Source organism: Streptomyces sp. 1-11 (assembly GCF_007176755.1).
In the GTDB taxonomy this organism is placed as follows: domain Bacteria; phylum Actinomycetota; class Actinomycetes; order Streptomycetales; family Streptomycetaceae; genus Streptomyces.
Genome location: NZ_BJTV01000011.1, coordinates 143,115 through 168,109, shown reverse-complemented (window position 1 = coordinate 168,109; position 24,995 = coordinate 143,115). Strand labels below are relative to the sequence as shown.

At 72.9% G+C, this 24,995-nt stretch carries 20 protein-coding genes and 1 tRNA gene; 11 read left to right on the top strand and 10 right to left on the bottom strand.

The window, feature by feature from the left end; translation table 11 throughout:
- Positions 1-2: 2 nt before the first annotated feature.
- Positions 3-1,133, top strand: coding sequence for a CapA family protein (locus tag TNCT1_RS23600; protein WP_143635427.1), 1,131 nt, complete (start codon positions 3-5; stop codon positions 1,131-1,133).
- A 59-nt stretch (positions 1,134-1,192) separates the two neighbouring features.
- Here the strand turns inward: TNCT1_RS23600 and TNCT1_RS23595 are convergent.
- A tRNA-Leu gene (locus TNCT1_RS23595) sits at positions 1,193-1,280 on the bottom strand.
- A 199-nt stretch (positions 1,281-1,479) separates the two neighbouring features.
- Here TNCT1_RS23595 and TNCT1_RS23590 point away from each other — a divergent pair.
- The 3 genes from TNCT1_RS23590 (at position 1,480) to TNCT1_RS23580 (ending at position 4,129) form a co-directional block, all read left to right on the top strand.
- Positions 1,480-2,805: a M20/M25/M40 family metallo-hydrolase gene (locus TNCT1_RS23590; protein WP_143635424.1), complete on the top strand. Its 1,326-nt coding sequence runs from the start codon at positions 1,480-1,482 to the stop codon at positions 2,803-2,805.
- A 146-nt stretch (positions 2,806-2,951) separates the two neighbouring features.
- The gene (gene chpH / locus TNCT1_RS23585; RefSeq protein ID WP_143635421.1) at positions 2,952-3,185 is read left to right on the top strand and encodes a chaplin ChpH; all 234 of its coding nucleotides are present in this window, start codon (positions 2,952-2,954) and stop codon (positions 3,183-3,185) included.
- Positions 3,186-3,328: 143 nt separating this feature from the next.
- The gene (locus TNCT1_RS23580; RefSeq protein WP_143635419.1) at positions 3,329-4,129 is read left to right on the top strand and encodes a chaplin; all 801 of its coding nucleotides are present in this window, start codon (positions 3,329-3,331) and stop codon (positions 4,127-4,129) included.
- Between the two features lie 87 nt (positions 4,130-4,216).
- Here TNCT1_RS23580 and TNCT1_RS23575 read toward each other — a convergent pair whose 3' ends face one another.
- On the bottom strand, positions 4,217-4,405 hold the full coding sequence (locus tag TNCT1_RS23575) for a DUF5703 family protein (protein WP_046732800.1): 189 nt from the start codon (positions 4,403-4,405) through the stop codon (positions 4,217-4,219).
- Positions 4,406-4,452: 47 nt separating this feature from the next.
- Here TNCT1_RS23575 and TNCT1_RS23570 point away from each other — a divergent pair, with 47 nt between their 5' ends.
- Positions 4,453-5,190, top strand: a complete 738-nt coding sequence (locus TNCT1_RS23570; RefSeq protein ID WP_143635417.1) for a hypothetical protein — start codon at positions 4,453-4,455, stop codon at positions 5,188-5,190.
- Between the two features lie 78 nt (positions 5,191-5,268).
- Here TNCT1_RS23570 and TNCT1_RS23565 read toward each other — a convergent pair whose 3' ends face one another.
- Positions 5,269-7,599: a helix-hairpin-helix domain-containing protein gene (locus TNCT1_RS23565; RefSeq protein WP_174266419.1), complete on the bottom strand. Its 2,331-nt coding sequence runs from the start codon at positions 7,597-7,599 to the stop codon at positions 5,269-5,271.
- Complete coding sequence (locus tag TNCT1_RS23560; RefSeq protein WP_143635414.1) at positions 7,596-8,576, bottom strand: aldo/keto reductase; 981 nt, start codon at positions 8,574-8,576, stop codon at positions 7,596-7,598. The genes TNCT1_RS23565 and TNCT1_RS23560 overlap by 4 nt, the downstream gene beginning before the upstream one ends.
- Positions 8,577-8,773: 197 nt before the next feature.
- On the opposite strand from TNCT1_RS23560, the gene TNCT1_RS23555 reads away from it, so the two are divergent.
- Positions 8,774-9,829, top strand: coding sequence for an LLM class F420-dependent oxidoreductase (locus tag TNCT1_RS23555; protein WP_143635411.1), 1,056 nt, complete (start codon positions 8,774-8,776; stop codon positions 9,827-9,829).
- A gap of 123 nt (positions 9,830-9,952) precedes the next feature.
- On the opposite strand, the gene TNCT1_RS23550 is transcribed toward TNCT1_RS23555, so the two are convergent.
- The gene (locus tag TNCT1_RS23550) at positions 9,953-10,951 is read right to left on the bottom strand and encodes a magnesium and cobalt transport protein CorA (protein ID WP_174266418.1); all 999 of its coding nucleotides are present in this window, start codon (positions 10,949-10,951) and stop codon (positions 9,953-9,955) included.
- Between the two features lie 62 nt (positions 10,952-11,013).
- Here TNCT1_RS23550 and TNCT1_RS23545 point away from each other — a divergent pair, with 62 nt between their 5' ends.
- The 4 genes from TNCT1_RS23545 to mshC all read left to right on the top strand — a co-directional run bounded on the left by TNCT1_RS23545 (position 11,014) and on the right by mshC (position 14,502).
- Complete coding sequence (locus tag TNCT1_RS23545) at positions 11,014-11,700, top strand: histidine phosphatase family protein (RefSeq protein WP_143635407.1); 687 nt, start codon at positions 11,014-11,016, stop codon at positions 11,698-11,700.
- 91 nt (positions 11,701-11,791) lie between these two features.
- Positions 11,792-12,382 carry a DUF3090 domain-containing protein gene (locus TNCT1_RS23540; protein WP_143635404.1) on the top strand — a complete coding sequence of 197 codons (591 nt, stop codon included), beginning with the start codon at positions 11,792-11,794 and terminating at the stop codon, positions 12,380-12,382.
- Complete coding sequence (locus tag TNCT1_RS23535; protein ID WP_143635402.1) at positions 12,346-13,179, top strand: SCO1664 family protein; 834 nt, start codon at positions 12,346-12,348, stop codon at positions 13,177-13,179. The genes TNCT1_RS23540 and TNCT1_RS23535 overlap by 37 nt, the downstream gene beginning before the upstream one ends.
- 93 nt (positions 13,180-13,272) lie before the next feature.
- Positions 13,273-14,502, top strand: coding sequence for a cysteine--1-D-myo-inosityl 2-amino-2-deoxy-alpha-D-glucopyranoside ligase (gene mshC, locus TNCT1_RS23530; RefSeq protein ID WP_143635399.1), 1,230 nt, complete (start codon positions 13,273-13,275; stop codon positions 14,500-14,502).
- A 74-nt stretch (positions 14,503-14,576) separates the two neighbouring features.
- Here mshC and TNCT1_RS23525 read toward each other — a convergent pair whose 3' ends face one another.
- From TNCT1_RS23525 to TNCT1_RS23505, 5 genes are all read right to left on the bottom strand, one after another.
- On the bottom strand, positions 14,577-15,590 hold the full coding sequence (locus TNCT1_RS23525) for a PAC2 family protein (protein ID WP_143635396.1): 1,014 nt from the start codon (positions 15,588-15,590) through the stop codon (positions 14,577-14,579).
- 350 nt (positions 15,591-15,940) lie between these two features.
- Positions 15,941-17,557, bottom strand: coding sequence for a glycerol-3-phosphate dehydrogenase/oxidase (locus TNCT1_RS23520; RefSeq protein WP_143635394.1), 1,617 nt, complete (start codon positions 17,555-17,557; stop codon positions 15,941-15,943).
- A gap of 40 nt (positions 17,558-17,597) precedes the next feature.
- Positions 17,598-19,136, bottom strand: a complete 1,539-nt coding sequence (gene glpK / locus TNCT1_RS23515) for a glycerol kinase GlpK (RefSeq protein ID WP_143635392.1) — start codon at positions 19,134-19,136, stop codon at positions 17,598-17,600.
- Between the two features lie 68 nt (positions 19,137-19,204).
- Complete coding sequence (locus TNCT1_RS23510; protein ID WP_143635390.1) at positions 19,205-19,999, bottom strand: MIP/aquaporin family protein; 795 nt, start codon at positions 19,997-19,999, stop codon at positions 19,205-19,207.
- Positions 20,000-20,390: 391 nt separating this feature from the next.
- Entirely contained in the window at positions 20,391-21,155 is a 765-nt protein-coding gene (locus tag TNCT1_RS23505) for an IclR family transcriptional regulator (RefSeq protein WP_143635388.1), read from the bottom strand.
- A gap of 294 nt (positions 21,156-21,449) precedes the next feature.
- On the opposite strand from TNCT1_RS23505, the gene metH reads away from it, so the two are divergent.
- A complete protein-coding gene (gene metH / locus TNCT1_RS23500; RefSeq protein ID WP_143635386.1) occupies positions 21,450-24,965 on the top strand; it encodes a methionine synthase in 3,516 nt (1,171 codons plus the stop codon).
- Positions 24,966-24,995 lie beyond the last annotated feature (30 nt).

Below are 24,995 nucleotides of genomic sequence, written 5' to 3'. Positions count from 1 at the left end.
TGATGCGCGAGGGCACCGTCACCCTGTTCCTCGCCGGAGACGTCATGCTCGGCCGGGGCGTCGACCAGATCCTCCCGCACCCCGGCGACCCCGCCCTGCGCGAGGACTACGTGCGCGACGCCCGGGACTACGTGGCCCTCGCCGAGTCCGCCAACGGCCCGATACCCCGCCCGGTCGACCCGGCCTGGCCCTGGGGCGAGGCACTGCCCTGCCTGGACCGGGCCGCGCCCGACGTGCGGGTGGTCAATCTGGAGACCGCCGTCACCCAGGACGGAGACTTCGCCCCCGGCAAGGCCGTCCACTACCGGATGAACCCGGCCAACCTGCCCTGCCTCAGCGCGATCCGCCCCGACGTCTGCGCACTCGCCAACAACCATGTGCTCGACTTCGGGCCGCCCGGCCTGGCGGAGACACTGGACAGCCTGGCCGGCGCCGGACTGCGCACCGCCGGAGCGGGCACCGACGCGGTCGCCGCCTGGCGGCCCGCCGCAGTGCCCCTCCGGACCGGCGGACGCCTCCTCGTCTTCTCCTTCGGGATGCCCTCCAGCGGCATACCGCACGACTGGGCCGCCACCGCCGACCGCTCCGGAGTCGCCCTGATCCCCGCGCCGACCCCGGCCGGCGCGGCCGCCTTCGCCGACTGCCTGCGGCAGCTCCGGCGGCCCGCCGACCTCGTCCTCGTCTCCGTCCACTGGGGCCCCAACTGGGGATACGGCGTCCCCGCCGGCGAGGTCCGCTTCGCGCACGCCCTGATCGACGCCGGAGTGGACGTCGTCCACGGCCACTCCTCCCACCACCCCCGCGCCCTGGAGCTCTACCGGGGCCGGCTCGTCCTGTACGGCTGCGGCGACCTCGTCGACGACTACGAGGGCATCAGCGGCTACGAGAACTACCGGGACGACCTGCGCCTGCTCTACCTGGTGACCCTGGAGACGGACACCGGCCGGCTGTCCCGCCTGCGGATGGTGCCCCTGCGGGCCCGCCGGATGCGCCTGGAACCCGCCCCGGCCGAGGACACCGCCTGGCTGCGGGGCGTGCTCGACAAGTGCGGCCGCGATCTCGGCACCCGCGTCGAGCGGAGCGGCGACGGCACCCTCACCGCACGGCCCCTGCGCGCCACCGCGCCCCGCTGAGGCCCGCCCGGTTCCCGGACCGGGACACACGAAAGGCCCCTGCCGAGCAGGGGCCTCACTGGTGTCCGAGGGGGGACTTGAACCCCCACGCCCGATAAAGGGCACTAGCACCTCAAGCTAGCGCGTCTGCCATTCCGCCACCCGGACAAGGTGTCTGTCGTGCGGGGATTTCCCCGCGGCGACGAAGGAAACACTACCAGGCTTTCCGGGGTGGCCGATCACACCCCGTCCCCCCGGCCCGCCCGGCGTGAACGGCGCGTGACGGGCCGGGCCCGGTCTTGGGCGCGGGGCGGGACCGGGGAGAGGATGGACGGGACCACCAGCATGGACAGTGGGAGGAATCAGCGTGAGCGAGACGGACACGACCAGGGGCGTCACCGGCGAGGACGAGGTCGTGGACCTCTGCCGCGAGCTGATCCGGTTCGACACCAGCAACTACGGCGACCACTCCGGGCCCGGCGAGCGGGCGGCCGCCGAGTACGTGGCCGAGAAGCTCGCCGAGGTCGGGCTGGAGCCGGAGATCTTCGAGTCCCACCCCGGCCGCGCCTCCACCGTGGCCCGCATCGAGGGCGAGGACCCCTCCCGGCCCGCGCTGCTCATCCACGGCCACCTCGACGTCGTGCCGGCCAACGCCCAGGACTGGACCCACGACCCGTTCTCCGGCGAGGTCGCCGACGGGTGCGTGTGGGGGCGCGGGGCCGTCGACATGAAGGACATGGACGCGATGACCCTCGCGGTCGTGCGCGACCGGCTCCGGAGCGGCCGCCGGCCCCCGCGCGACATCGTGGTCGCCTTCCTCGCCGACGAGGAGGCGGGCGGCACGTACGGCGCGCGCCACCTGGTCGACCACCACCCCGGCCTGTTCGAGGGCGTGGCCGAGGCGATCAGCGAGGTGGGCGGCTTCTCGTTCACGGTGAACGACCAGCGGCGGCTCTACCTGATCCAGACGGCCGAGAAGGGCATGCACTGGATGAAGCTGACCGTGGCCGGCACCGCCGGGCACGGGTCGATGATCCACCGGGACAACGCCATCACCGAGCTGTCCGAGGCGGTCGCCCGGGTCGGCCGGCACCGGTTCCCGGTCCGGGTCACCAAGACCACCCGGGCCTTCCTGGACGAGCTGGGCGACGCGCTCGGCACCGAGCTGGACCCGGAGGACATGGAGGCCACCCTCGCCAAGCTCGGCGGCATCGCCAAGCTCATCGGCGCGACCCTCAGCAACACCGCCAACCCCACCCAGCTCGGCGCCGGCTACAAGGTCAACGTCATCCCCGGCGAGGCCACCGCGCACATCGACGGACGGTTCCTGCCGGGGTACGAGGAGGAGTTCCTCGGCGACCTCGACCGGCTCCTCGGCCCGAACGTCCGCCGCGAGGACGTGCACTCCGACAAGGCGGTCGAGACCACCTTCGACGGCGCGCTGGTCGAGGCCATGCAGTCCGCGCTGCTCGCCGAGGACCCGACCGCCAAGGCGATCCCCTACATGCTCTCCGGCGGCACCGACGCCAAGTCCTTCGACGACCTCGGCATCCGCGGCTTCGGCTTCGCGCCGCTGAAGCTGCCGCCGGAGCTGGACTTCGCCGGCATGTTCCACGGCGTCGACGAGCGGGTTCCGGTGGACGGCCTGAAGTTCGGGGTGCGGGTGCTCGACCGCTTCATCGACGCGTCGTGACGTCCTGAGCCGAGGTATTCGGGCGACTGTGCGAGATCGACTGAGAAGAGTGAATGCGACGATAAGCTCGTAGCCCCATTAATTCCCCCTCGTTACAGGTGATGTGATTCCGCACCTTGGAATCGCATTGCCTACTAGGAGGAATAATGATCAAGAAGGTCGTCGCTGCCGCGGCCGCCACCGGTGGTCTGGTTCTCGCGGGGGCGGGCCTCGCCGTCGCCGACTCGGGTGCCCAGGGTGCCGCCGCGCACTCGCCGGGCGTCGTTTCCGGCAACGTCATCCAGGTGCCCGTGCATGTTCCGGTGAACGTCTGCGGCGACACGGTCGACGTGATCGGGCTCCTGAACCCCACCTTCGGCAACGCCTGCGTCAACGACTGACGCCGGCTCCTCGAGGGGCGTCTTTTACGAACCGTCGGCCCCGGAACGCGCGTCACGCGCTCCGGGGCCGACCGGTCTTCCTCCGCGCTTTTCCCATGGCGCGGACGGTTCACAGACATACGAAGGCAGGGGGGAATTCCGTCATGCGACAAAGCACCCGCAAGGGTCTGATGACCATGGCCGCGGCCACCGGTGTGATCGCCGCCGCGAGCGGCTACGCGCACGCCGACGCCGGCGCGGCCGGCTCCGCCACCGGGTCGCCCGGTGTGCTGTCCGGCAACACCGTGCAGGCTCCGGTGCACGTCCCGGTGAACGTCTGCGGCAACACCGTGAACGTCGTCGGGCTCCTCGATCCCGCCGCGGGCAACGCCTGCGCGAACCACGGCGGCAGCGGCTCGGGCGGTCACGGCGGCTCCCACGCGAGCGGCCGCACCCACGGCTCGCCCGGCGTCGGCTCCGGCAACACCGTCCAGGTACCGGTCGACGTCCCGGTGAACGTGTGCGGCAACAGCGTGGACGTCGTGGGCGCCGGCAACGCCGCCCAGGGCAACGACTGCGCCAACGGCGGCGCGCACCACGGGCACCACGGGCATCATGGGCACCACAACCCGCCCGGCACCCCCGGGCACCCGTGCGAGCCGGGCCACCCCGGCCATCCCGGTGAGCCGGGCCACCCCGGCACGCCCCGCACCCCGGGCCACCCGGGTAAGCCCGGGACTCCCGGCCACCCGGGTAAGCCCGCCACGCCGCCCGCCGACAGCGGCCGGACTCCGCACGGCTCAACCCAGGTCAGGGCGCAGGGCGGCGACTCGGCGCGGTCCGTGGGCGGCGGTCAGCTCGCCCACACGGGAAGCGAGGTGCCGCTCGGGCTCGCCCTGCCGGCCGGCGCGGGCGCGCTGCTCGCCGGCGCCGTGCTGTACCGCAAGGCCCGGGCCTCCGCCTAGGCGGCCGGCGTCGCAGTCCGGCCCCGGGAACCGGAGCGGGCCCCGCCGTCCATGGCGGGGCCCGCTCCGTCGTTCACGGGTCCCGCCTCACCACGTGGCCCGCACCTGGCGGATGATCCGTCGGCGCAACCGCACCCTGCGGCTGCCGTCGCGCATCAGGCTCAGTCGGTCCAACTCCCAGTGTCCGTACTCGGCATGGTCCGTCAGCAGACGCGTCGCCTCCTTGCGGGACACCCCGCGAGGCACGTACACGTCGACAAATTCGTATTCCGGCATCGCATCTATTGTGCGGGCTGGTGCCCGGTACGGATAGCGTCTGCACTATGTCTGATGCTGCGCAGCCCACCGCTGCCGAGGTACGCGCCGCCGTCGAGGCGGTCAAGACCGCGCTCGACCGTCACCTGGCTGCGGTAGAACGCCGGACAGGGGAGGACGACCAGGCCGTCTACGAGGCCTTCAACGAGCTGGCCGCGGCCGCCGAGACGTACGACGAACTGCTCTACGACCGCTACGACGAGGTGACCCCCTTCGAGATCCCCGGTGCGGAGGACTCACTGCCGCCCTACGCCGGCCCCGGGGAACCGAGCGCCGTCAGCGTGCTGATCCGCCGCGACTACTCCGTGGCGGAGCCCCAGCGGCTGCTGGCCCAGGCCCAGCGGGTCGAGGCGGCGGAGTACGAGGGCGTCGAGGGCCTGAACGACGACGCCGCCACCGTCCCCCGGGCGCTCGGCGTCCTCTTCGGCGAGTTCGAACCGGACGAGATCGCCTCCCGGCACAAGGAGTTCGGCCTGGAGGAGGGCGACTCCACGCTCTGGGTCACCGCCGCCGACGAGCCGGCCGAACCCGGTGAGTGGCTGGAGGCCCCGTTCGACGAGGTCGATCCGGAGCGGGTGCTGTGCCGGTTCGACGTCAGCGCGGTGTTCGACGAGGACGAGGACGCGGACCACGAGGACGACGGGATCGACGAGGACGCCCTCGACGAACTGGACGCGGACGACGAACTGGACGGCGACGACGAGCTGGACGGCGACGATCTGGAGCCGCTGGACGCCGAGCGGTGACCCGCCCGGCGGTGCCGCAGGGCCCACGGCCCGCACGGCACCGCCGGCTTCCGCCGGGCGCCCGCCGCGCCCGGCGGGTCAGCCCGCCGCCGGGACCTGGGAGCGCAGCAGCGTCTGCAGACGGGTCGTGCGGGGCTTGGCGGGGACCTCCGCGACGGCCCTCGGCAGCGCCTGCTCCACACCGTGCACCACCGACAGATGGCGCTCGGCCCGGCTGAAGGCCGTGTACACCCACGGTCTGGTGAGCATCTGCGCGGCGTCCCCGGGCAGCACCGCCACCGCGGCCGGCCAGCGGCCGCCTACCGCCTGGTGGGCGGTCAGCGCCCAGCCGTGCCGCACCGACTGCTCCACCCGCTCCCGGGGCACGACGACGGTCTCGCCCGCGCACTCCAGACGCAGCCCGCCGGCATCCGCGCCCACCACCCGGCCCGGCACCGTACGGCCCGGGGCGGGGGAGTAGGCGACCCGGTCGCCGGGGTCGAAGCCGCCGAAACGGCCCGGACCGGGGTTGAGGCGTTCCTTCAGCGCGGTGTTCAGCACCCGGGTGCCGGCGGCGCCGCCGTGGCCCGGGGTGATCACCACCGTCTCCTCGGACGGCACCCCGATCGCCCGCGGCACCGAGTCGGCGACCAGTTGCACCGTCCGGTGCACGGCCTCGCCCGCGTCGCGCACCGGAACGATGACGACCTCCTTGCCCGGCGCCGCCACCTGGTTCAGCTCGCCGGCCCCGACGCCCGAGACCAGCTCGCCCAGCGGGCCCGGGTCGGGCACGCGGGAGGCGACCTGCGGGCAGGCGCGGGCGGCCAGCAGATCGGCGAAGACCCGGCCGGGCCCCGCCGACCACAGCACCGCGGGGTCGCCGCTGAGCACCAGCCTGGCCCCGTCGGGCAGCGACTCCACCAGCATCGCGCCGCTCTCCACGTCGAGTTGCGGCGCGTCCAGCACGATCAGGAGATCCAGGTCGAGCGCGCCCTCCGCGTCCCGGCCGGGCCCCTCGGCCCCGGAGAGCACACCGGCGACCGTGCCGACGGCCGGGGCGCCTTCCGGACCGCCGAGCAGGGCGGCCAGGCGCCGGCGGCCGCCCGGGGTGTGGCAGATGGCGAAGGCCCGCAGCCCCGCGGCCCGGGCCGCGCCGAGCAACGCGGCCGGTTCGGCGCGGGCCGCCTCGCCGCCGGTGTGCAGCACCAGGGCGTGCCCGCCGACCGCACGGGCCAGCTCGGCCGCCGCGCCGGACGCCGCCTCGGCGACGACCGCCTGCCAGGGCCCGGCGGCCTCCTTGGGCAGCGAGTTGACCAGCCGGGCCAGGCCGTCGGCGAGGCTCTCCTCGGCGAGCGCGTACCGCTCCAGACCGGCGAGGACCCGGACCGGGCGCTCCTCCTCCTCGCCGTCCTCCTCCTGCGGGCCCGGGGCGCCCGGCTCCTCAAGGGCGTCCTGGAAGACCAGCGCCTCCGCCTCGGCGACCGTGCTCTGCACCGCCGCGTCCGGGTCCGGCACGCCGCGCTGCGCCAGGGCCGCGGTGAGCGCCGGCAGTTCCAGCGCGGTGTGCCCGGCCAGCGCCGCCTGCTCCAGCAGCCACACGGTCACCGCGCGGCCCCGCCGCTCGTCGTCCGGACGGCACTCCGCGCCCAGCAGCGCCCGCGCGAACCCGTCGGCCTGCTCCGGGCGCACCCCGCCGATCCGCAGCAACTGCCAGGGGTCCTCGCGCAGCACGTCGTCGGCGCCCTCGCCGAGTCCCGCGGCCACCTGGGCGGCCAGGGCCTCGGGCGCCCCGCCCTCGGCGAGCACCCGCCGCACCGCCTCGACGGTCCCGGGCGCGGGAGCGGGGGCGGCGGGCGCCGCGGCCGGGACGGGCTGCGGCCGCCGCACCGGCTCGGGAGCGGGCCGGCGCGGAGCCGGCGCGGGCTCGGCGAAGACCGTGGCGGCCGGCTGCGCGCCGCCTTCCACGGCCCGGACCGCGGCGAGCAGGTCGGCCGCCTTGCCGCTCAGCTTGGTGCCGCTGGCGATGGGCGCCGTCCGCTCGGCCTTGCGCCGCTCGATCCGCTCCCGCTCCACCCGCTGCGCGGCCAGCTCGGCCGCCGCCTCGGACAACTCGGACGCACTCGCGTCCCCGGCGGGCTGGGCACTCGCGTCTCCGGCGGGCTCCGCCTCCGCGTCCCCGGCGGGCTGGGCACTCGCGTCTCCGGCGGGCTCGGCACTCGCGTCCGGCGTGGGCTCGGCGCCCGTGCCCCTGTCGGGCTCGGCCCCCATGCCCCCGGTGATATCCGCCCCCACGCCCCCGGCGGGCTCCGGGTCTGTCGGGCCGTCGTCGGCCGCCGTGCCCCGTTCCGGGGTTCGCGTCGTGTCCGGGCTCTCCGGGGTGTCCGGGTCCTTCGGCCCGGTGCCCTCCGTGGTCTCCGGCTCCGTGCTCACAGCGTGCTCCAGTCGTGATCGGGATAGCGGTGCACGGGCGCCGACACATCGTCCAGCGCCCGGCAGATCTCGTCAGGAAGACTAAGCGCCTCCACTGACAGTGCCGCCGTGAGCTGCTGGGCGTTGCGCGCGCCGACCACCGGCGCGGCCACCCCGGGCCGGTCCCGGACCCAGGCGAGCGCCACCTGGAGCGGCGTCACCGCGAGCCCGTCCGCGGCCGTCGTCACGGCGTCCACGATGTGGGAGGCGGCGTCGTCGAGGTACGGCTCGACGAACGGCGCGAGATGCTCGGAGGCGCCGCGCGAGTCCGCCGGGGTGGTGTGCCGGTACTTCCCGGTGAGCACACCGCGGCCCAGCGGTGAGGAGGGCAGCAGGCCGATGCCCAGGTCGAGCGCGGCGGGCAGCACCTCGCGCTCGGCGCCGCGCTGGAGCAGCGAGTACTCGAGCTGCGTGCCGGCCAGCCGGGTCCGGCCCGGCGCCGCGAGCTGCCAGGTGGCCGCCTTGGCGAGCTGCCAGCCGCAGAAGTTGGCGACGCCCACGTACCGCGCCCGGCCGCTGCTCACCGCCAGGTCCAGGGCCTGGAGGGTCTCCTCCAGCGGGGTGCCGGGATCGTAGACGTGGATCTGCCACAGGTCGACGTGGTCGGTGCCGAGGCGGGCCAGGGAGGCGTCGAGGGCGGCGAGCAGATGGCCGCGGGAGCCGTCGACGCGGCGGTCCGGGTCGGCGACGCTGCCCGCCTTGGTGGAGATCACCAGGTCCCGGCGCGGCACCAGGCCGTCCATGAGCCGCCCGAGCAGGTACTCAGCCTCACCGTCGGCGTACACGTCCGCGGTGTCGACGAGGGTGCCGCCCGCCTCCCAGAACGTCTTCAGCATGTCCGCGGCGTCGTGCTCGTCGGTGTCCCGGCCCCAGGTGAGGGTGCCGAGCCCGATCCGGGACACGCGCAGGCCGGTACGGCCGAGATGCCTCTGCTCCATGAGCGCGAGATTACTGGCCGGAACTGGCCCCGTGGGTGCCTGTGGACAACCGGATCCGCCCCGGCGGGCGCCCGGATTCCCGGGCCGCCGCGCGGCTCGGGCCCGCGGCGCGCGGCGGGCGGGGGCTGTGCGCGGACGGCCCCGGCTCGCTAAGGTCGCAGCCAACGGACGTTACTCATGGGTAAGGGGATTCGGCCATGCAGCTCGGGATCAACCTCGGCTACTGGGGTGCCGGGATGGACGCGGACAATCTGGCCGTCGCGCAGGAGGCCGAGCGGCTGGGCTACGCCGTGTGCTGGGCCGCCGAGGCGTACGGCTCGGACGCGGCCACGGTGCTCAGCTGGGTCGCCGCCCAGACCGAGCGCATCGACGTCGGCTCGGCGATCTTCCAGATCCCGGCCCGGCAGCCCGCCATGACCGCGATGACCGCGGCGACCCTGGACTCGCTGTCCGAGGGCCGCTTCCGGCTCGGCCTCGGCGTCTCCGGACCGCAGGTCTCCGAGGGCTGGTACGGCGTCAGGTTCGACAAGCCGCTCTCCCGTACGCGCGAGTACGTGGAGATCGTGCGCAGGGCGATGACCCGCGAACGGCTCTCGTTCGAGGGCGAGCACTGGACGCTGCCGCTGCCCGGCGGCCCGGGCAAGCCGATCAAGCTGACCGTGCACCCGCAGCGCGAGCACATCCCGCTGTACATCGCCGCCATCGGCCCGAAGAACCTGGAGCAGACCGGCGAGATCGCCGACGGCGCCCTGCTGATCTTCCCGTCCGCCGACCACCTCGAGGACACCACGATCACGCACCTGCGCGCCGGACGGGAGAAGGCCGGCAAGACCCTCGACGGGTTCGACATCTGCCCGACCCTGCCGCTGGCCGTCGGCGACGACAAGGACGTGTCCCGGCTCGCCGACACCTTCCGGCCCTACACCGCGCTGTACGTCGGCGGCATGGGCAGTGCGAAGCAGAACTTCTACAACCGGCTCGCCCAGCGCATGGGATACGAGCAGGAGGCCGCCGAGATCCAGGAGAAGTACCTGTCCGGCGACAAGCAGGGCGCCGCGGCCGCGGTCCCGCAGGACCTGATCGACAAGACGACGCTGCTGGGCTCGGTGGACCGCATCGCCGACCGGATGAAGGCCTACGCCGCCGCCGGCGTCACCACCCTCTCGCTGGCCCCCGCCGGCTTCACGCTCGACGAGCGGATCGCCTCCCTGCGGGCCGGCAGCGAGGCACTGGAGCGCGCCGGGCTCGGCTAGGGCCTGTAGCGGGGGTGTTCAGCGGCCGTGGTGGGGGCTCGGGGGTCCTCCCCGCCACGGCCGTCACGCGGAACAACGCGCCGGACGCCCGCTGGTTACGACCCCCGGCGCCCCTTCTTCCGCTCACAGCCAGCCGCGCCGCTTGAACTGCCGGTACAGCAGCAGCTCCAGCACGGCCATCAACGCGATCACCGCCGGGTACGACCACAGCCAGTGCAGCTCGGGCATGTGGTCGAAGTTCATCCCGTACACGCCCGCGATCATCGTCGGCACCGCCGCCATCGCCGCCCAGGCGGAGATCTTCCGCATGTCGTCGTTCTGCCGCACGCTCGTCTGCGCCAGGTGCGCCGAGAGGATGTCCGACACCAGCCGGTCCAGGCCCTCCACGGACTCGTTCACGCGCGTGAGGTGGTCGCTCACGTCCCGGAAGAAGGGCCGCGCCTTGTCGTCCACGAACGGCACCCCGCCACCGCCGAGCGGCCCGGTGCCGGCCAGCCGGGTCAGCGGCACCGCGAGCGGCCCGGTCGCCCGGCGGAACTCGAGGACCTGCCGCTTGAACGCGTAGATCCGCGACGCGGTGTGCCGCGAACCGCCGCTCACCGGCTCGAAGACCTCCGCCTCCAGTTCCTCCAGGTCGGTCTGCAGCTCCGTCGCCACCTCCAGGTAGTGGTCGACGACGGCGTCGGAGATCGCGTACAGCACCGAGGTGGGGCCCTTGCCGAGTATCTCCGGCTCGTCCTCCAGCCGGTGCCGCACGGCCGCCAGCGGCGCCCCCACGCCGTGCCGGACCGTCACCACGAAGCCGTCGCCGACGAACACCATGACCTCCCCGGCCGAGACGGTGTCGCCCTTCGGCTCGTACACCACCGGCTTGAGGACCATGAAGAGCGAGTCGTCGTACACCTCGAGCTTGGGCCGCTGATGGGCCTTGAGGGCGTCCTCCACCGCCAGCGGGTGCAGCCCGAACTCCCGGGTGACCAGGTCGAACTCCCGTTCCGACGGCTCGTGCAGCCCGATCCACACGAAACCGCCCGCCGCCCGCGCCTCGTCCAGCGCGTCGGAAAGGTCCTCGGGGCCCTCGGTGCGGTGCCCGTGCCGGTACACCGCGCAGTCCACGATCACGGAGCGCACTCTCCCTTCGCCCGTTCACCGGTGCATGTACTGATGCGCTTACCCTGGGCCGCATGCCCACGCTGATCCTCGTCAGGCACGGACGGTCAACCGCGAACACCTCGGGTGTGCTCGCCGGCTGGACGCCGGGCGTCGCCCTCGACGAGCGCGGCGCCGCCCAGGCCGCCGCGCTTCCCGGACGGCTGGCGGGACTGCCGCTCGCCGAGGTCGTCGCGAGCCCCCTGCAACGATGCCAGGAAACCGTACAGCCCCTGCTCGACGCCCGGCCCGGGCTGCGCGCCCACACCGAGGAACGCATCGGGGAGTGCCACTACGGCGACTGGTCCGGCCGCAAGCTCGCCGAGCTGAAGGACGAGCCGCTGATGGAGGTCGTCCAGGCGCACCCGTCCGCCGCCGCCTTCCCGGGCGGCGAGTCCATGCGGGCCATGCAGACCCGCGCCGCCGAGGCCGTGCGCGAGTGGAACGCGCGCGTGGAGCGCGACCACGGCGCCGACGCCGTCTACCTCATGTGCTCGCACGGCGACATCATCAAGTCGCTCGTCGCCGACGCCCTCGGACTCCATCTCGACCTCTTCCAGCGGATCTCCGTCGAACCGTGTTCCGTCACCGCGATCCGCTACACCCGCCTCAGACCGTTCCTCGTCCGGCTCGGCGACACCGGGGACTTCGCCTCGCTCGCCCCGCGCGAGGAACCCGGAGAGGGCGACGCACCGGTCGGTGGCGGTGCGGGCGCACCGTGATCGTCGCCCGCAGTAGGGTGAAGCGGTCCATCCCGTAGAACCCGCCACGGCCCGCACCACAGCAGCCCCCGATCGCACATGGAGACAGGACGTGTCCCGTCAGGTGTTCCTCTTCGACCCGCCGGACCGCTTCGTCGCGGGCACGGTGGGGATGCCCGGACGCCGTACGTTCTTCCTCCAGGCCACCGCAGGCCCCCGGGTGACCAGCGTGGCCCTGGAGAAGACCCAGGTCGCCGCGCTCGCCGAGCGCATGGACGAACTGCTGGACGAGGTCGTACGGCGCAGCGGCGGCAGCGCCGCCGTGCCCGCGGTGGCGCCCACCGAGATCACCGACACCGGCCCGCTGGACACCCCCGTGGAGGAGGAGTTCCGGGTCGGCACCATGGCCCTGGCCTGGGACGGCGAGGAACAGCGCATGATCGTCGAGGCGCAGGCCCTGGTGGAGCTGGACGCCGACACCGAGGAGGATCTCGCCGAGGCCGAGGAGCGGCTGCTCCAGGACGAGGAGAACGGGCCCCCGATGCTGCGGGTCCGGCTGACCGGCGCGCAGGCCAGGGCCTTCGCCAAGCGCGCCCTCGACGTCGTCAACGCCGGGCGGCCGCCGTGCCCGCTGTGCAGCCTCCCGCTCGACCCGGAAGGACACGTATGTCCGCGCCAGAACGGATACCGCCGCGGGGCGTGACGGCCGCTGACGAAGGCGCCGCCGAGCTGCTCGCGCGCGGAGAGCTGTCCGTACGCGGACGCATCCGCGAGGCGTCCAACGCGGCGCTGTTCTGCACGGTCGCGCTCGACGGCCGCGAGGCCGCCTGCGTGTACAAGCCGGTGGCCGGGGAGCGCCCGCTGTGGGACTTCCCCGACGGCACCCTGGCAGGCCGCGAGGTGGCCGCCTACGAGGTCTCCGAGGCCACCGGCTGGGGCCTGGTCCCGCCGACCGTGCTGCGCGACGGCCCCTACGGCGAGGGCATGTGCCAGCTCTGGATCGAGGCCGTCGCCGACGCGGAACTGCTCGCCCTGGTGGACGCCGAGGAACCGGAACCCGGCTGGAAGGCGATCGGCCTCGCCGACGTCGGCGAGGGCCGTACCGCGCTGCTCGTCCACGCCGACGACCAGCGGCTGCGCCGCATGGCCGTGCTCGACGCCGTGATCAACAACGCCGACCGCAAGGGCGGCCACCTGCTGCCCACCGGGGCCGGCCGGCTCTACGGCATCGACCACGGCGTGACCTTCAACACCGAGGACAAGCTGCGCACCCTGCTGTGGGGCTGGGCCGGGGAACCGCTCACGGCCGAGGCCGTGGCGGTGCTCGGGGAACTGCGCGGGTCGCTCGCCGCCGGCGGCGAACTGGCCGCGCGGCTGGCCCCGCTGATCACCCCGGCCGAGATCGACGCGACGCGCGCGCGGGTCGACGCGCTGCTCGGCACCGGCCTCCACCCGGAGCCCGGCGGGGAGTGGCCGGCGATCCCCTGGCCGCCCGTGTGAGCACATCACGGCGCGAACCGCAAGGACGCACAACCGGCCATCCGGTCCGATCCCGTTCGTATCCGCAGCTCGCCGCCGGTTAGGCTCATGTACATGCATGCCTGGCCCGCTTCCGAGGTCCCCGCCCTGCCTGGTCAGGGCCGCGACCTGAGGATCCACGACACCGCGACCGGCGGCCTCGTCACCCTCGACCCCGGTCCCGTCGCCCGTATCTACGTCTGCGGCATCACGCCGTACGACGCGACCCACATGGGTCACGCGGCGACCTACAACGCGTTCGACCTCGTGCAGCGCGTGTGGCTCGACACCAAGCGGCAGGTCCACTACGTCCAGAACGTCACCGACGTCGACGATCCGCTGCTGGAGCGCGCGGACCGGGACGGCGTCGACTGGGTCGCCCTCGCCGAGAAGGAGACGGCCCTCTTCCGCGAGGACATGACCGCCCTGCGGATGCTCCCGCCGAAGCACTACATAGGCGCCGTCGAGGCCATACCCGGCATCGTGCCGCTCGTGGAGCGGCTGCGGGAACTCGGCGCGGCCTACGAACTCGACGGCGACATCTACTTCTCCGTCGAGTCCGACCCGCACTTCGGGCAGGTCTCGAACCTGGACGCGGCCGCCATGCGGCTGCTGTCCGCCGAGCGCGGCGGCGACCCGGACCGGCCGGGCAAGAAGAACCCGCTGGACCCGATGCTGTGGTTGGCCGCCCGCGACGGCGAGCCGAGCTGGGACGGCGGCACCCTCGGCCGCGGCCGCCCGGGCTGGCACATCGAGTGCGTCGCCATCGCCCTCGACCACCTCGGCATGGGCTTCGACGTCCAGGGCGGCGGCTCCGACCTGGCCTTCCCGCACCACGAGATGGGCGCCTCGCACGCCCAGGTGCTCACCGGCGAGTTCCCCATGGCCCAGGCGTACGTGCACGCCGGGATGGTCGCCCTGCACGGCGAGAAGATGTCCAAGTCCAAGGGCAACCTGGTCTTCGTCTCCCGGCTGCGCCGCGACGGCGTCGACCCGGCCGCCGTCCGGCTGGCCCTGCTCGCCCACCACTACCGCTCCGACTGGGAGTGGACCGACCAGGTGCTGCGGGACGCGGTGGACCGGCTCGGCCGCTGGCGGGCCGCCGTCTCCCGGCCCGACGGCCCGTCCGCCGACGCGCTCGTCGAGGAGATCCGCGAGGCCCTCGCCGCCGACCTCGACGCGCCCGCCGCGCTCGCCGCGGTCGACCGCTGGACCGAACTCCAGCAGCAGGAGGGCGGCACCGACACCGGCGCCCCCGGCCTGGTCACCCGGGCCGTGGACGCGCTGCTCGGCGTGGCCCTGTGACCTACCCGCCCGGGCCGGGCGCGGACCCGGCCTGACGGCGAAGGGGCGGTACGCGAGTCGCGTACCGCCCCTTCTCAGTCCTCGGAGCCGCCTTCGTCGTCGGCCTCGGCGCCGTCGGGAGTGTCCGTGTCCGGCTTGGCCGGCTTCGGCGGCCGGGCCCGCCCGCCCGGCGTGTCCCGGGGCGTGTCGCGGCGGAACGAGCCGCCCTCGCCGCCGTCCGCCGTGGCGTGCCCTCCCGCCGCAGGGCCGACGTCCCGGCGCCGCAGGTACCGCTCGAACTCGCGGGCGATCGCCTCGCCGGACGCCTCCGGCAGCTCGGCGGTGTCCCGGGCCTCCTCCAGCGTCTGCACGTACTCGGCGACCTCGCTGTCCTCGGCGGCGAGCTGGTCCACGCCCACCTGCCAGGCGCGCGCGTCCTCCGGCAGCTCGCCCTGCGGGATCCGCAGGTCCAGCAGGTCCTCCAGCCGGTTGAGCAGGGCCAGCGTGGCCTTGGGGTTGGGCGGCTGGGACACGTAGTGCGGCACCGCCGCCCACAGCGACACCGCCGGCACGCCCGCGTGCGTGCACGCCTCCTGCAGGACGCCGACGATGCCCGTCGGGCCCTCGTACTTGGTCTCCTCCAGGTCCATGCGGCGGGCCAGGTCGGGGTCCGAGGTGACCCCGCTGACCGGCACCGGCCGCGTGTGCGGGGTGTCGCCGAGCAGGGCGCCCAGGACGACCACCAGCTCCACGCCCAGCTCGTGCGCGAAGCCGAGCAGCTCGTTGCAGAACGACCGCCAGCGCATGGACGGTTCGATGCCCCGGACCAGCACCAGGTCGCGCGGCTTGTCCCCGCCGACCCGCACCACCGACAGCCGGGTCGTCGGCCATGTGATCTTGCGCACCCCGCCGTCCATGAACACCGTGGGGCGGTTCACCTGGAAGTCGTAGTAGTCCTCGGCGTCCAGCGCCGCGAACACCTCGCCCTTCCACTCGCGTTCCAGGTGCGCGACCGCCGTGGAGGCGGCGTCACCGGCATCGTTCCAGCCCTCGAACGCGGCCACCATGACTGGGTCGATCAGCTCGGGAACCCCCTCCAGCTCGATCACCCAGTGCCTCCTTCCGACGTGCTCTCGCCTGACCACCCAACCTTACGGCGTCCGGCGGGAGCGCCCGCGACCCCCTTGACCGGGGGCTGCCCGGATCACTGCCCCGTTCGCCACGCCGGAACACCCGGCGGAGCGGGCCGCGCCGACCGCCCCCGGCCGGGCCGCGGCGGCCCGCCCAGGCAGGCGGGAGGGGCGGCCGGGCAGGCGGGAGGGGCGGCCGGGCAGGCGGGAGGGGCGGCCCCACGGTTGTGGAGCCGCCCCTCCCGCCCCCGCGGCCCCGGTGCGGCGGGGCCCGGACCGGCAGCGGCGGCCGGCCCTGGTCAGGGGAGGGGGCCGGCCGCCGCCCGGGCCTACTTCTTGTCGAGCACGTCCTGGACCCTGGCGCGGACCTCGTCCGTGGCGAGGCCGCGGATGGTCAGCGTGGTGCGGCGGCGCAGCACGTCGTCCGGCGTCTCGGCCCACTCGTGGTCCCGGGCCCAGACGACCTGCGCCCAGATCTCCGGGGCGTCCGGGTGGACGCGCTCGGCCAGCTCCGGGTGCTCGTTGGCCAGCCGGGCGATGTCGAAGGCCAGGGAGCCGTAGTGGGTCGACAGGTGCCTGGCGGTGTCGGCGGCCATGCGCGGGCCGGGTGCCGGGTTGTCCACCAGCAGGCGGTGGGCGACCGCGCGCGGGTTGGCCACGCCGGGCAGCGGCAGCTTCTTCGGCAGCGAGGAGATCGGCTCGAAGTCGTCGCCGAGCGGGTGGCCCGGCAGCTGCTCCAGCTTCTGCATCACCGTGCGGCCGATGTGGCGGAACGTCGTCCACTTGCCGCCCGCGACGGACAGCATGCCGCCCCTGCCCTCGGTCACCACGGTCTCGCGCTTGGCCTTGGCGGTGTCGCCGGGCCCGCCCGGCAGCACCCGCAGACCGGCGAAGGAGTAGGTCATCAGGTCGCGCTGGAGCTGCTGGTCCCGGACGGAGAACGCGGCCTCGTCCAGGATCTGGGCTATGTCCTTCTCGGTGACCGAGACGTCCGCCGGGTCGCCCTCGTACTCCTCGTCGGTGGTGCCCAGCAGCAGCATGTCCTCCCAGGGGAGGGCGAAGGTGATGCGGTACTTGTCGATCGGGGTGGCCAGCGCCGCCTTCCAGGGGGCGGTGCGCTTGAGCACCAGGTGCGCGCCCTTGGAGAGGCGGATCGAGGGCGCCGCGTTCGCGTCCTCCATCCGGCGCAGGTGGTCGACCCAGGGGCCGGTCGCGTTGAGCACCAGCCGGGCGTTGACCCCGAACTCGGTGCCCGACATCCGGTCCCTGAGGTCCGCGCCGGTGACCCGGCCCCGGGTGAAGCGCAGGCCGGTGACCTCGGCGTGGTTGAGCACGACCGCGCCCGCCTCGACGGCCGCGCGGACCGTCATCAGCGCCATGCGCGCGTCGTTCATCTGGTCGTCGCCGTACACGGCCACGGCCTTGAGGTTGTCGGTGCGCAGCTCGGGCACGTCCTGCGCGGCCCGGGCGGGGGAGAGCAGGTGGCCGACGCCGTCGCCGAACGCGGAGAGCGCGGAGTAGGCGAAGACGCCCGCGCCGAGCTTCGCCGCGCCGTGCGGGCCGCCCTTGTACACGGGGAGGTAGAACGTGAGCGGGTTCGCCAGGTGGGGGGCCACCTGGCGGGAGACCGCGCGGCGCTCGAAGTGGTTCTCCGCCACCAGCTTCACCGCGCCGGTCTGCAGGTAGCGCAGACCGCCGTGGAGCAGCTTGGAGGAGGCGGAGGACGTGGCACCGGCGAAGTCGCCGGCGTCGACCAGAGCCACCCTGAGCCCGGACTGCGCGGCGTGCCAGGCGGTGGAGATGCCCAGGATGCCGCCGCCGATCACAAGAAGGTCGTACGACGCCTTGGCGAGTTGCTCCCTGGTCTCGGCGCGGCTCGGGTTGGAGCCGGAGGCCGGGTGCGTTCCCAGGGCAGGCACGGACTGCAGGGTGGACTGACTGGTCATGTCGGGTACTTACTCCTCGTCAGAGCTGTCGGGGGTCAGCTCAGCTCTCGTCCTCGATCCAGCCCATGGTCCGGTCGACGGCCTTGAGCCAGTTCTTGTACTCACGGTCGCGGGTGTCCGCGTCCATCTGGGGGGTCCACTCGGCGGCCCGGCGCCAGTTGGCGCGCAGCTCGTCGGTGCTGGACCAGAAGCCGACGGCGAGACCGGCGGCGTAGGCGGCGCCGAGGCAGGTGGTCTCGGCGACCATCGGGCGCACCACCGGTGCGTCCAGGACGTCGGCCAGGGTCTGCATCAGCAGGTTGTTGGAGGTCATGCCGCCGTCGACCTTGAGGGTCACCAGCTCGTCGCCGGAGTCCTTGGTCATGGCGTCCGCGATCTCCCGCGTCTGCCAGGCGGTGGCCTCCAGGACCGCGCGGGCGAGGTGCGCCTTGGTGACGTACCGGGTCAGGCCGGCGATCACACCGCGGGCGTCGGAACGCCAGTGCGGGGCGAACAGGCCGGAGAAGGCCGGCACGAAGTAGGCGCCGCCGTTGTCCTCGACCGAGAGCGCGAGCGTCTCGATCTCGGCCGCGGTGGAGATCAGGCCCATCTGGTCGCGCATCCACTGCACCAGGGAGCCGGTGACGGCGATCGAGCCCTCGAGGGCGTAGACCGTCGGCTGCTCGCCGATCTTGTAGCCGACGGTGGTCAGCAGACCGGCGTAGGAGTTGATGATCTTGTCACCGGTGTTCATCACCATGAAGGTGCCGGTGCCGTAGGTGGACTTGGTCTCGCCCTCGGAGAAGCAGGTCTGGCCGAACAGGGCCGCCTGCTGGTCGCCGAGCGCGGAGGCGACGGGGATGCCGCCCAGCAGGTCGCCCAGCTTGCCGCCGGTGATCTCGCCGTAGACCTCGGCGGAGGAGCGGATCTCCGGCAGCATCGCCAGCGGGACGCCGATGGACTCGGCGATCTTCGCGTCCCACTGCATGGTGTGCAGGTTCATCAGCAGGGTGCGGGAGGCGTTGGTGACGTCGGTGACGTGCTTGCCGCCGTTGACGCCGCCGGTCAGGTTCCAGATGACCCAGCTGTCCATGGTGCCGAAGAGGATGTCGCCGGCCTCGGCGCGCTCCTGGAGGCCGTCGACGTGGTCGAGCAGCCAGCGGGCCTTGGGCCCGGCGAAGTACGAGGCCAGCGGCAGGCCCGTCTCGCGGCGGAAGCGGTCCTGGCCGACGTTGCGGGCCAGCTCCCGGCACAGGGCGTCGGTGCGGGTGTCCTGCCAGACGATGGCGTTGTGGACGGGCTCACCGGTGTTCTTGTCCCACAGCACGGTGGTCTCGCGCTGGTTGGTGATGCCGATGGCCTTGATGTCGTCACGGGTGATGCCGGCCTTCTCGATGGCCCCGGCGACGACTTCCTGGACGTTGGTCCAGATCTCGTTGGCGTTGTGCTCGACCCAGCCCGGCTTGGGGAAGATCTGCTCGTGCTCCTTCTGGTCGACGGAGACGATCCGGCCGTCCTTGTCGAAGACGATGCAGCGTGAGGAGGTGGTGCCCTGGTCGATCGCGGCGATGAACGGGCCTGCGGTGTGGGCGTCGGTCACTGTGTGCTCCTGAAAGATCCGTGGAGATGGGGCTTTACGTACGGCGCGTGCGCGGAGGCTCGTGCTTCCTATACGAAGGCGACGTTGTAGATGCCTGCGGCGATGGCGCCGCCGATCAGCGGACCGACCACCGGGACCCAGGCGTAGCTCCAGTCGGAACCGCCCTTGTTGGGCAGGGGCAGCAGGGCGTGGACGATGCGGGGGCCGAGGTCACGGGCGGGGTTGATCGCGTAGCCCGTGGGGCCGCCGAGGGAGAGGCCGACGGAGACGACGACGAGCGCGGTGATCAGGGCGCCCAGGGTGCCCAGGCCGTTGCCCTTGTCGTTCAGGCCCTGAGTGAGGACGGCGAGCACCAGCACCAGGGTGCCGATGATCTCCGTGAGGAGGTTCTGGACCGCGTTGCGGATCTCCGGACCGGTGGAGAAGACGCCCAGGACCGGACCGGCGCCCTTCTCCTGCGCCTCGACGGCCTTGGTCGTCGTGGCCTGCGCCCCCGGACCGCCGACGATCTCCTTGTCGGTGAGGTGGGCGTGGAACTGGCCGTAGTAGGCCGCCCAGACCAGGGCCGCGCCGATCATGGCGCCGAGCAGCTGACCGCCCCAGTACACGGGCAGGGTGCTGAAGTCCTTGTCCTTGATCGCGAGCGCGAGCGTCACGGCCGGGTTCAGATGGGCGCCGGAGAGCGGCGCCGAGGTGTAGACGGCCGTCAGAACGGCGAAACCCCACCCGAAGGTGATGGCGAGCCAGCCGGCGTTACGGGCCTTGGAGGCCTTCAGCGTGACGGCGGCGCACACGCCACCGCCGAGCAGGATGAGTATGGCGGTACCGATGGTCTCGCCGATGAAGATGTCGGAGCTGGACACCCGCGACTCCTTTGTCCTTCGTCCAGGGAAACCGAACCCCGGGTCCCTCCGGGGGTTCTGGCGCCCTCGGGGGTGAGAGCGATGCCGGCCCTTGGCGTTGTCACACTCTAGCGCGTATTGCCGTCAGGTGTTCGACAATGCCGACCGATGGACGGGAGTCTTGCTTCGGCGTCACGCGTGCGTCAAGGGTTCTGTTATCGAAAACAGGATCGTTATTGATCGATGCCGGTTATCGCTCTTCCTGCACTGACGTACCTACTCACCCGATATGTCCACTTCAGGGTAGGGCGATAACCGGGACGCCGCCTCGCGTCCCGGTCGTCAGGGATGGCACGGGCCCCGCGGGCCCCGACGGGCCCGCGGCCCGGCAGCGGACCGCCCCGAGGGGGGGTCAGAAACGCGCCGCGCCCAGGTCCCGCGACACCGCGCGGGCGCAGTCGCGCACCGCGGCGATCAGCTCGGGACGCACCTCGCCGTCCCGGCACAGCCGCTCCACCGCGCCCGCGATGCCGACCGCGCCCACCGGCATCCGGCGCCGGTCGTGGATCGGCGCGGCGATCGACGCCACGCCCTCCCAGGTCTCCTCCACGTCCGCCGCATAGCCACGCGCGCGCGTGAGGTCCAGCAGGTGCTCGAAGTCGGCCGCCTCGCACACCGTGCGGTCCGTGAACGGCTTGCGGTCGGCCTCGAGGGCCTCGCTGTGCGCCACCGGGTCGTACGCGGAGAGCACCTTGCCCAGCGCCGTGGAGTGCAGCGGCTGCATCGCCCCGATCTCCAGCACCTGCCGGCTGTCGTCCGGCCGGAAGACGTGGTGCACGATCAGCACGCCCTGCTGGTGCAGGACGCCCAGGTACACGCTCTCCCCGCTGGAGCGGGCCAGGTCGTCGGTCCACACCAGGGCCCGCGCCCGCAGCTCGTGCACGTCCAGATAGGTCGTGCCCAGGCGCAGCAGCTCGGCGCCGAGCTGGTAGCGGCCGGAGACGCCGTCCTGCTCGACGAACCCCTCCTGCTGGAGGGTGCGCAGGATGCCGTGGGCGGTGCCCTTGGCGAGGCCGAGTGACGAGGCGATGTCCGAGAGGCCGAGCCGCCGCTCGCCGCCCGCGAGCAGCCGCAGCATCGCCGCCGCCCGTTCGAGCGACTGGATGTTCCGTGCCATCGCCGTCCTGCCCTCCGTCCCTTTCGACCACTGCCGAACAGTGCACAACACCCCGTTCGGCAATGTCGAACACTACCGGTCCATGTCGACCGACCGCCAATAGTCCGACGACACCTGTTACATCCCGCGCGGCCCGCCGGTGACGATCCGGCCATCCGGCACGCCCCGCGTCCGTCTCGTGGACGCCGGTGCCCATCCAAGCCCACCGGCAGTTACGCTGACGCCGTGCCCTGCCCCGGTTACCGCCGGGGAAGGCGCATAGCCGACAGCCGTCGCACCTCAGGGAGCCCCTTCATGGCCTCGTCGCCAACGACCCCTTCCGCCGACAGCCGGACCCGTGTGTCCGCGCTCCGAGAGGCGCTCGCCACCCGTGTGGTGGTCGCCGACGGAGCGATGGGCACGATGCTCCAGGCCCAGGAGCCCACCCTCGAGGACTTCCAGCAGCTCGAGGGCTGCAACGAGATCCTCAACCTCACCCGCCCCGACATCGTCCGCTCCGTCCACGAGGCGTACTTCGCCGTGGGCGTCGACTGCGTCGAGACCAACACCTTCGGGGCCAACCACTCCGCCCTCGGCGAGTACGACATCCCCGAGCGCGTGCACGAACTGTCCGAGGCCGGCGCCCGCGTCGCCCGCGAGAGCGCCGACGCGTTCACCGCCCGGGACGGCCGGCCCCGCTGGGTCCTCGGCTCCATGGGCCCCGGCACCAAGCTGCCCACCCTCGGCCACGCCCCCTACACCACCCTGCGCGACGCCTACCAGCGCAACGCCGAGGGCCTGGTCACCGGCGGCGCCGACGCGCTGCTCATCGAGACCACCCAGGACCTGCTGCAGACCAAGGCCGCCGTGCTCGGCGCCCGCCGCGGCCTGGAAGCCCTCGGCCTCGACCTGCCGGTGATCGTGTCCGTCACCGTCGAGACCACCGGCACCATGCTCCTCGGCTCCGAGATCGGCGCCGCCCTCACCGCGCTCGAACCGCTCGGCATCGACATGATCGGCCTGAACTGCGCCACCGGCCCGGCCGAGATGAGCGAGCACCTGCGCTACCTCGCCCGCAACGCCCGCATCCCGCTGTCCTGCATGCCCAACGCGGGCCTGCCGGTGCTCGGCAAGGACGGCGCCCACTACCCGCTGAGCGCGCCCGAGCTGGCCGACGCCCAGGAGACCTTCGTCCGCGAGTACGGCCTCTCGCTCGTCGGCGGCTGCTGCGGCACCACCCCCGAACACCTGCGCCAGGTCGTCGAACGCGTCCAGGGCATCACCCCGGGCGCCCGCGACCCGCACCCCGAGGCCGGCGCCGCCTCCCTCTACCAGAGCGTGCCCTTCCGCCAGGACACCTCCTACCTCGCCATCGGCGAGCGCACCAACGCCAACGGGTCCAAGAAGTTCCGCGAGGCCATGCTCGCGGGCCGCTGGGACGACTGCGTGGAGATGGCCCGCGACCAGATCCGCGAGGGCGCGCACATGCTGGACCTGTGCGTCGACTACGTCGGCCGCGACGGCGTCGCCGACATGGAGGAACTCGCCGGCCGCTTCGCCACCGCCTCCACCCTGCCGATCGTCCTCGACTCCACCGAGGTCGACGTCATCGAGGCGGGCCTGGAGAAGCTCGGCGGCCGCGCCGTGATCAACTCCGTGAACTACGAGGACGGCGCCGGGCCCGGCTCCCGCTTCGCCAAGGTCACCGCACTGGCCCGGGAGCACGGCGCCGCGCTGATCGCGCTGACCATCGACGAGGAGGGCCAGGCCCGCACCCCGGAGAAGAAGGTCGAGATCGCCGAACGGCTCATCGACGACCTCACCGGGAACTGGGGCATCCGTGAGGAGGACATCCTCATCGACACCCTGACCTTCACCATCTGCACCGGCCAGGAGGAGTCCCGCAAGGACGGCATCGCCACCATCGAGGCCATCCGCGAACTCAAGCGCCGCCACCCGGCCGTCCAGACCACCCTGGGCCTGTCCAACATCTCCTTCGGCCTGAACCCGGCCGCCCGCATCCTGCTGAACTCCGTCTTCCTCGACGAGTGCGTCAAGGCCGGACTCGACTCGGCGATCGTGCACGCCTCCAAGATCCTGCCCATCGCCCGCTTCAGCGAGGAGGAGGTCACCACCGCCCTCGACCTCATCCACGACCGCCGCGCCGAGGGCTACGACCCGCTGCAGAAGCTGATGCAGCTCTTCGAGGGCGCCACCGCCAAGTCCCTGAAGGCCGGCAAGGCCGAGGAACTCGCCGCGCTGCCCCTGGAGGAGCGCCTCAAGCGCCGCATCATCGACGGCGAGCGCAACGGCCTCGAAGCCGACCTCGACGAGGCCCTGCGGGACCGGCCCGCCCTGGACATCGTCAACGACACCCTGCTGGACGGCATGAAGGTCGTCGGCGAACTGTTCGGCTCCGGCCAGATGCAGCTCCCCTTCGTGCTCCAGTCCGCCGAGGTCATGAAGACGGCCGTCGCCCACCTCGAACCGCACATGGAGAAGTCGGACGCCGAGGGCAAGGGCACCATCGTGCTGGCCACCGTGCGCGGGGACGTCCACGACATCGGCAAGAACCTCGTCGACATCATCCTGTCCAACAACGGCTACAACGTCGTCAACCTGGGCATCAAGCAGCCCGTCTCCGCGATCCTGGACGCCGCCGAGGAACACCGCGCCGACGTCATCGGCATGTCGGGCCTCCTGGTCAAGTCCACCGTGATCATGAAGGAGAACCTGGAGGAGCTGAACCAGCGCGGCCTCGCCGCCCGCTTCCCGGTCATCCTCGGCGGCGCCGCCCTCACCCGCGCCTACGTCGAGCAGGACCTGCACGAGATCTACGACGGCGAGGTCCGCTACGCCCGCGACGCCTTCGAGGGCCTGCGCCTGATGGACGCCCTCATCGGCGTCAAGCGGGGCGTGCCCGGAGCCAAGCTGCCCGAACTCAGGCAGCGCCGGGTCCGCGCCACGGCCGCCGTGGAGGCCGAGGAGCGCCCGGAGGAGGGGCACGTCCGCTCCGACGTCGCCACCGACAACCCCGTGCCCACCCCGCCGTTCTGGGACACCCGCGTCATCAAGGGCATCCAGCTCAAGGAGTACGCGACCTGGCTCGACGAGGGCGCGCTGTTCAAGGGCCAGTGGGGCCTTAAGCAGGCCCGCACCGGCGACGGCCCGACCTACGAGGAACTCGCCGAGACCGAGGGCCGCCCCCGCCTGCGCGGCCTGCTCGACCGGCTCCAGACGGAGAACCTGCTGGAGGCGGCCGTGGTCTACGGCTACTTCCCCTGCGTCTCCAAGGACGACGACCTGATCATCCTCGACGAGCGGGGCAACGAACGCACCCGCTTCACCTTCCCGCGCCAGCGCCGCGGCCGCCGCCTGTGCCTCGCCGACTTCTTCCGCCCGGAGGAGTCCGGCGAGACCGACGTCGTCGGCTTCCAGGTCGTCACCGTCGGCTCCCGGATCGGCGAGCAGACCGCCAGGCTCTTCGAGGCCAACGCCTACCGCGACTACCTCGAACTGCACGGACTGTCCGTACAGCTCGCCGAGGCCCTCGCCGAGTACTGGCACGCCCGGGTGCGTGCCGAACTCGGCTTCGCCGGCGAGGACCCCGCCGCCATGGAGGACATGTTCGCCCTGAAGTACCGGGGCGCCCGCTTCTCCCTCGGCTACGGCGCCTGCCCCGACCTGGAGGACCGCGCCAAGATCGCGGACCTGCTGCGGCCCGAGCGGATCGGCGTCCACCTGTCCGAGGAGTTCCAGCTCCACCCCGAGCAGTCCACCGACGCCATCGTGATCCACCACCCGGAGGCCAAGTACTTCAACGCCCGCTGACTTTCCCCGCCCGAAGCGCCGGACGAGGCG

What these genes read in the sequence shown, in the direction of transcription:
- TNCT1_RS23600 (WP_143635427.1), top strand. Translation starts at nt 3, where the DNA reads ATGCGCGAGGGCACCGTCACCCTGTTCCTCGCCGGAGACGTCATGCTC.
- chpH (WP_143635421.1), top strand. Translation starts at nt 2,952, where the DNA reads ATGATCAAGAAGGTCGTCGCTGCCGCGGCCGCCACCGGTGGTCTGGTT.
- TNCT1_RS23580 (WP_143635419.1), top strand. Translation starts at nt 3,329, where the DNA reads ATGCGACAAAGCACCCGCAAGGGTCTGATGACCATGGCCGCGGCCACC.
- TNCT1_RS23575 (WP_046732800.1), bottom strand. Translation starts at nt 4,405, where the DNA reads ATGCCGGAATACGAATTTGTCGACGTGTACGTGCCTCGCGGGGTGTCC.
- TNCT1_RS23570 (WP_143635417.1), top strand. Translation starts at nt 4,453, where the DNA reads ATGTCTGATGCTGCGCAGCCCACCGCTGCCGAGGTACGCGCCGCCGTC.
- TNCT1_RS23560 (WP_143635414.1), bottom strand. Translation starts at nt 8,576, where the DNA reads ATGGAGCAGAGGCATCTCGGCCGTACCGGCCTGCGCGTGTCCCGGATC.
- TNCT1_RS23555 (WP_143635411.1), top strand. Translation starts at nt 8,774, where the DNA reads ATGCAGCTCGGGATCAACCTCGGCTACTGGGGTGCCGGGATGGACGCG.
- TNCT1_RS23545 (WP_143635407.1), top strand. Translation starts at nt 11,014, where the DNA reads ATGCCCACGCTGATCCTCGTCAGGCACGGACGGTCAACCGCGAACACC.
- TNCT1_RS23535 (WP_143635402.1), top strand. Translation starts at nt 12,346, where the DNA reads ATGTCCGCGCCAGAACGGATACCGCCGCGGGGCGTGACGGCCGCTGAC.
- mshC (WP_143635399.1), top strand. Translation starts at nt 13,273, where the DNA reads ATGCATGCCTGGCCCGCTTCCGAGGTCCCCGCCCTGCCTGGTCAGGGC.
- TNCT1_RS23520 (WP_143635394.1), bottom strand. Translation starts at nt 17,557, where the DNA reads ATGACCAGTCAGTCCACCCTGCAGTCCGTGCCTGCCCTGGGAACGCAC.
- TNCT1_RS23505 (WP_143635388.1), bottom strand. Translation starts at nt 21,155, where the DNA reads ATGGCACGGAACATCCAGTCGCTCGAACGGGCGGCGGCGATGCTGCGG.
- metH (WP_143635386.1), top strand. Translation starts at nt 21,450, where the DNA reads ATGGCCTCGTCGCCAACGACCCCTTCCGCCGACAGCCGGACCCGTGTG.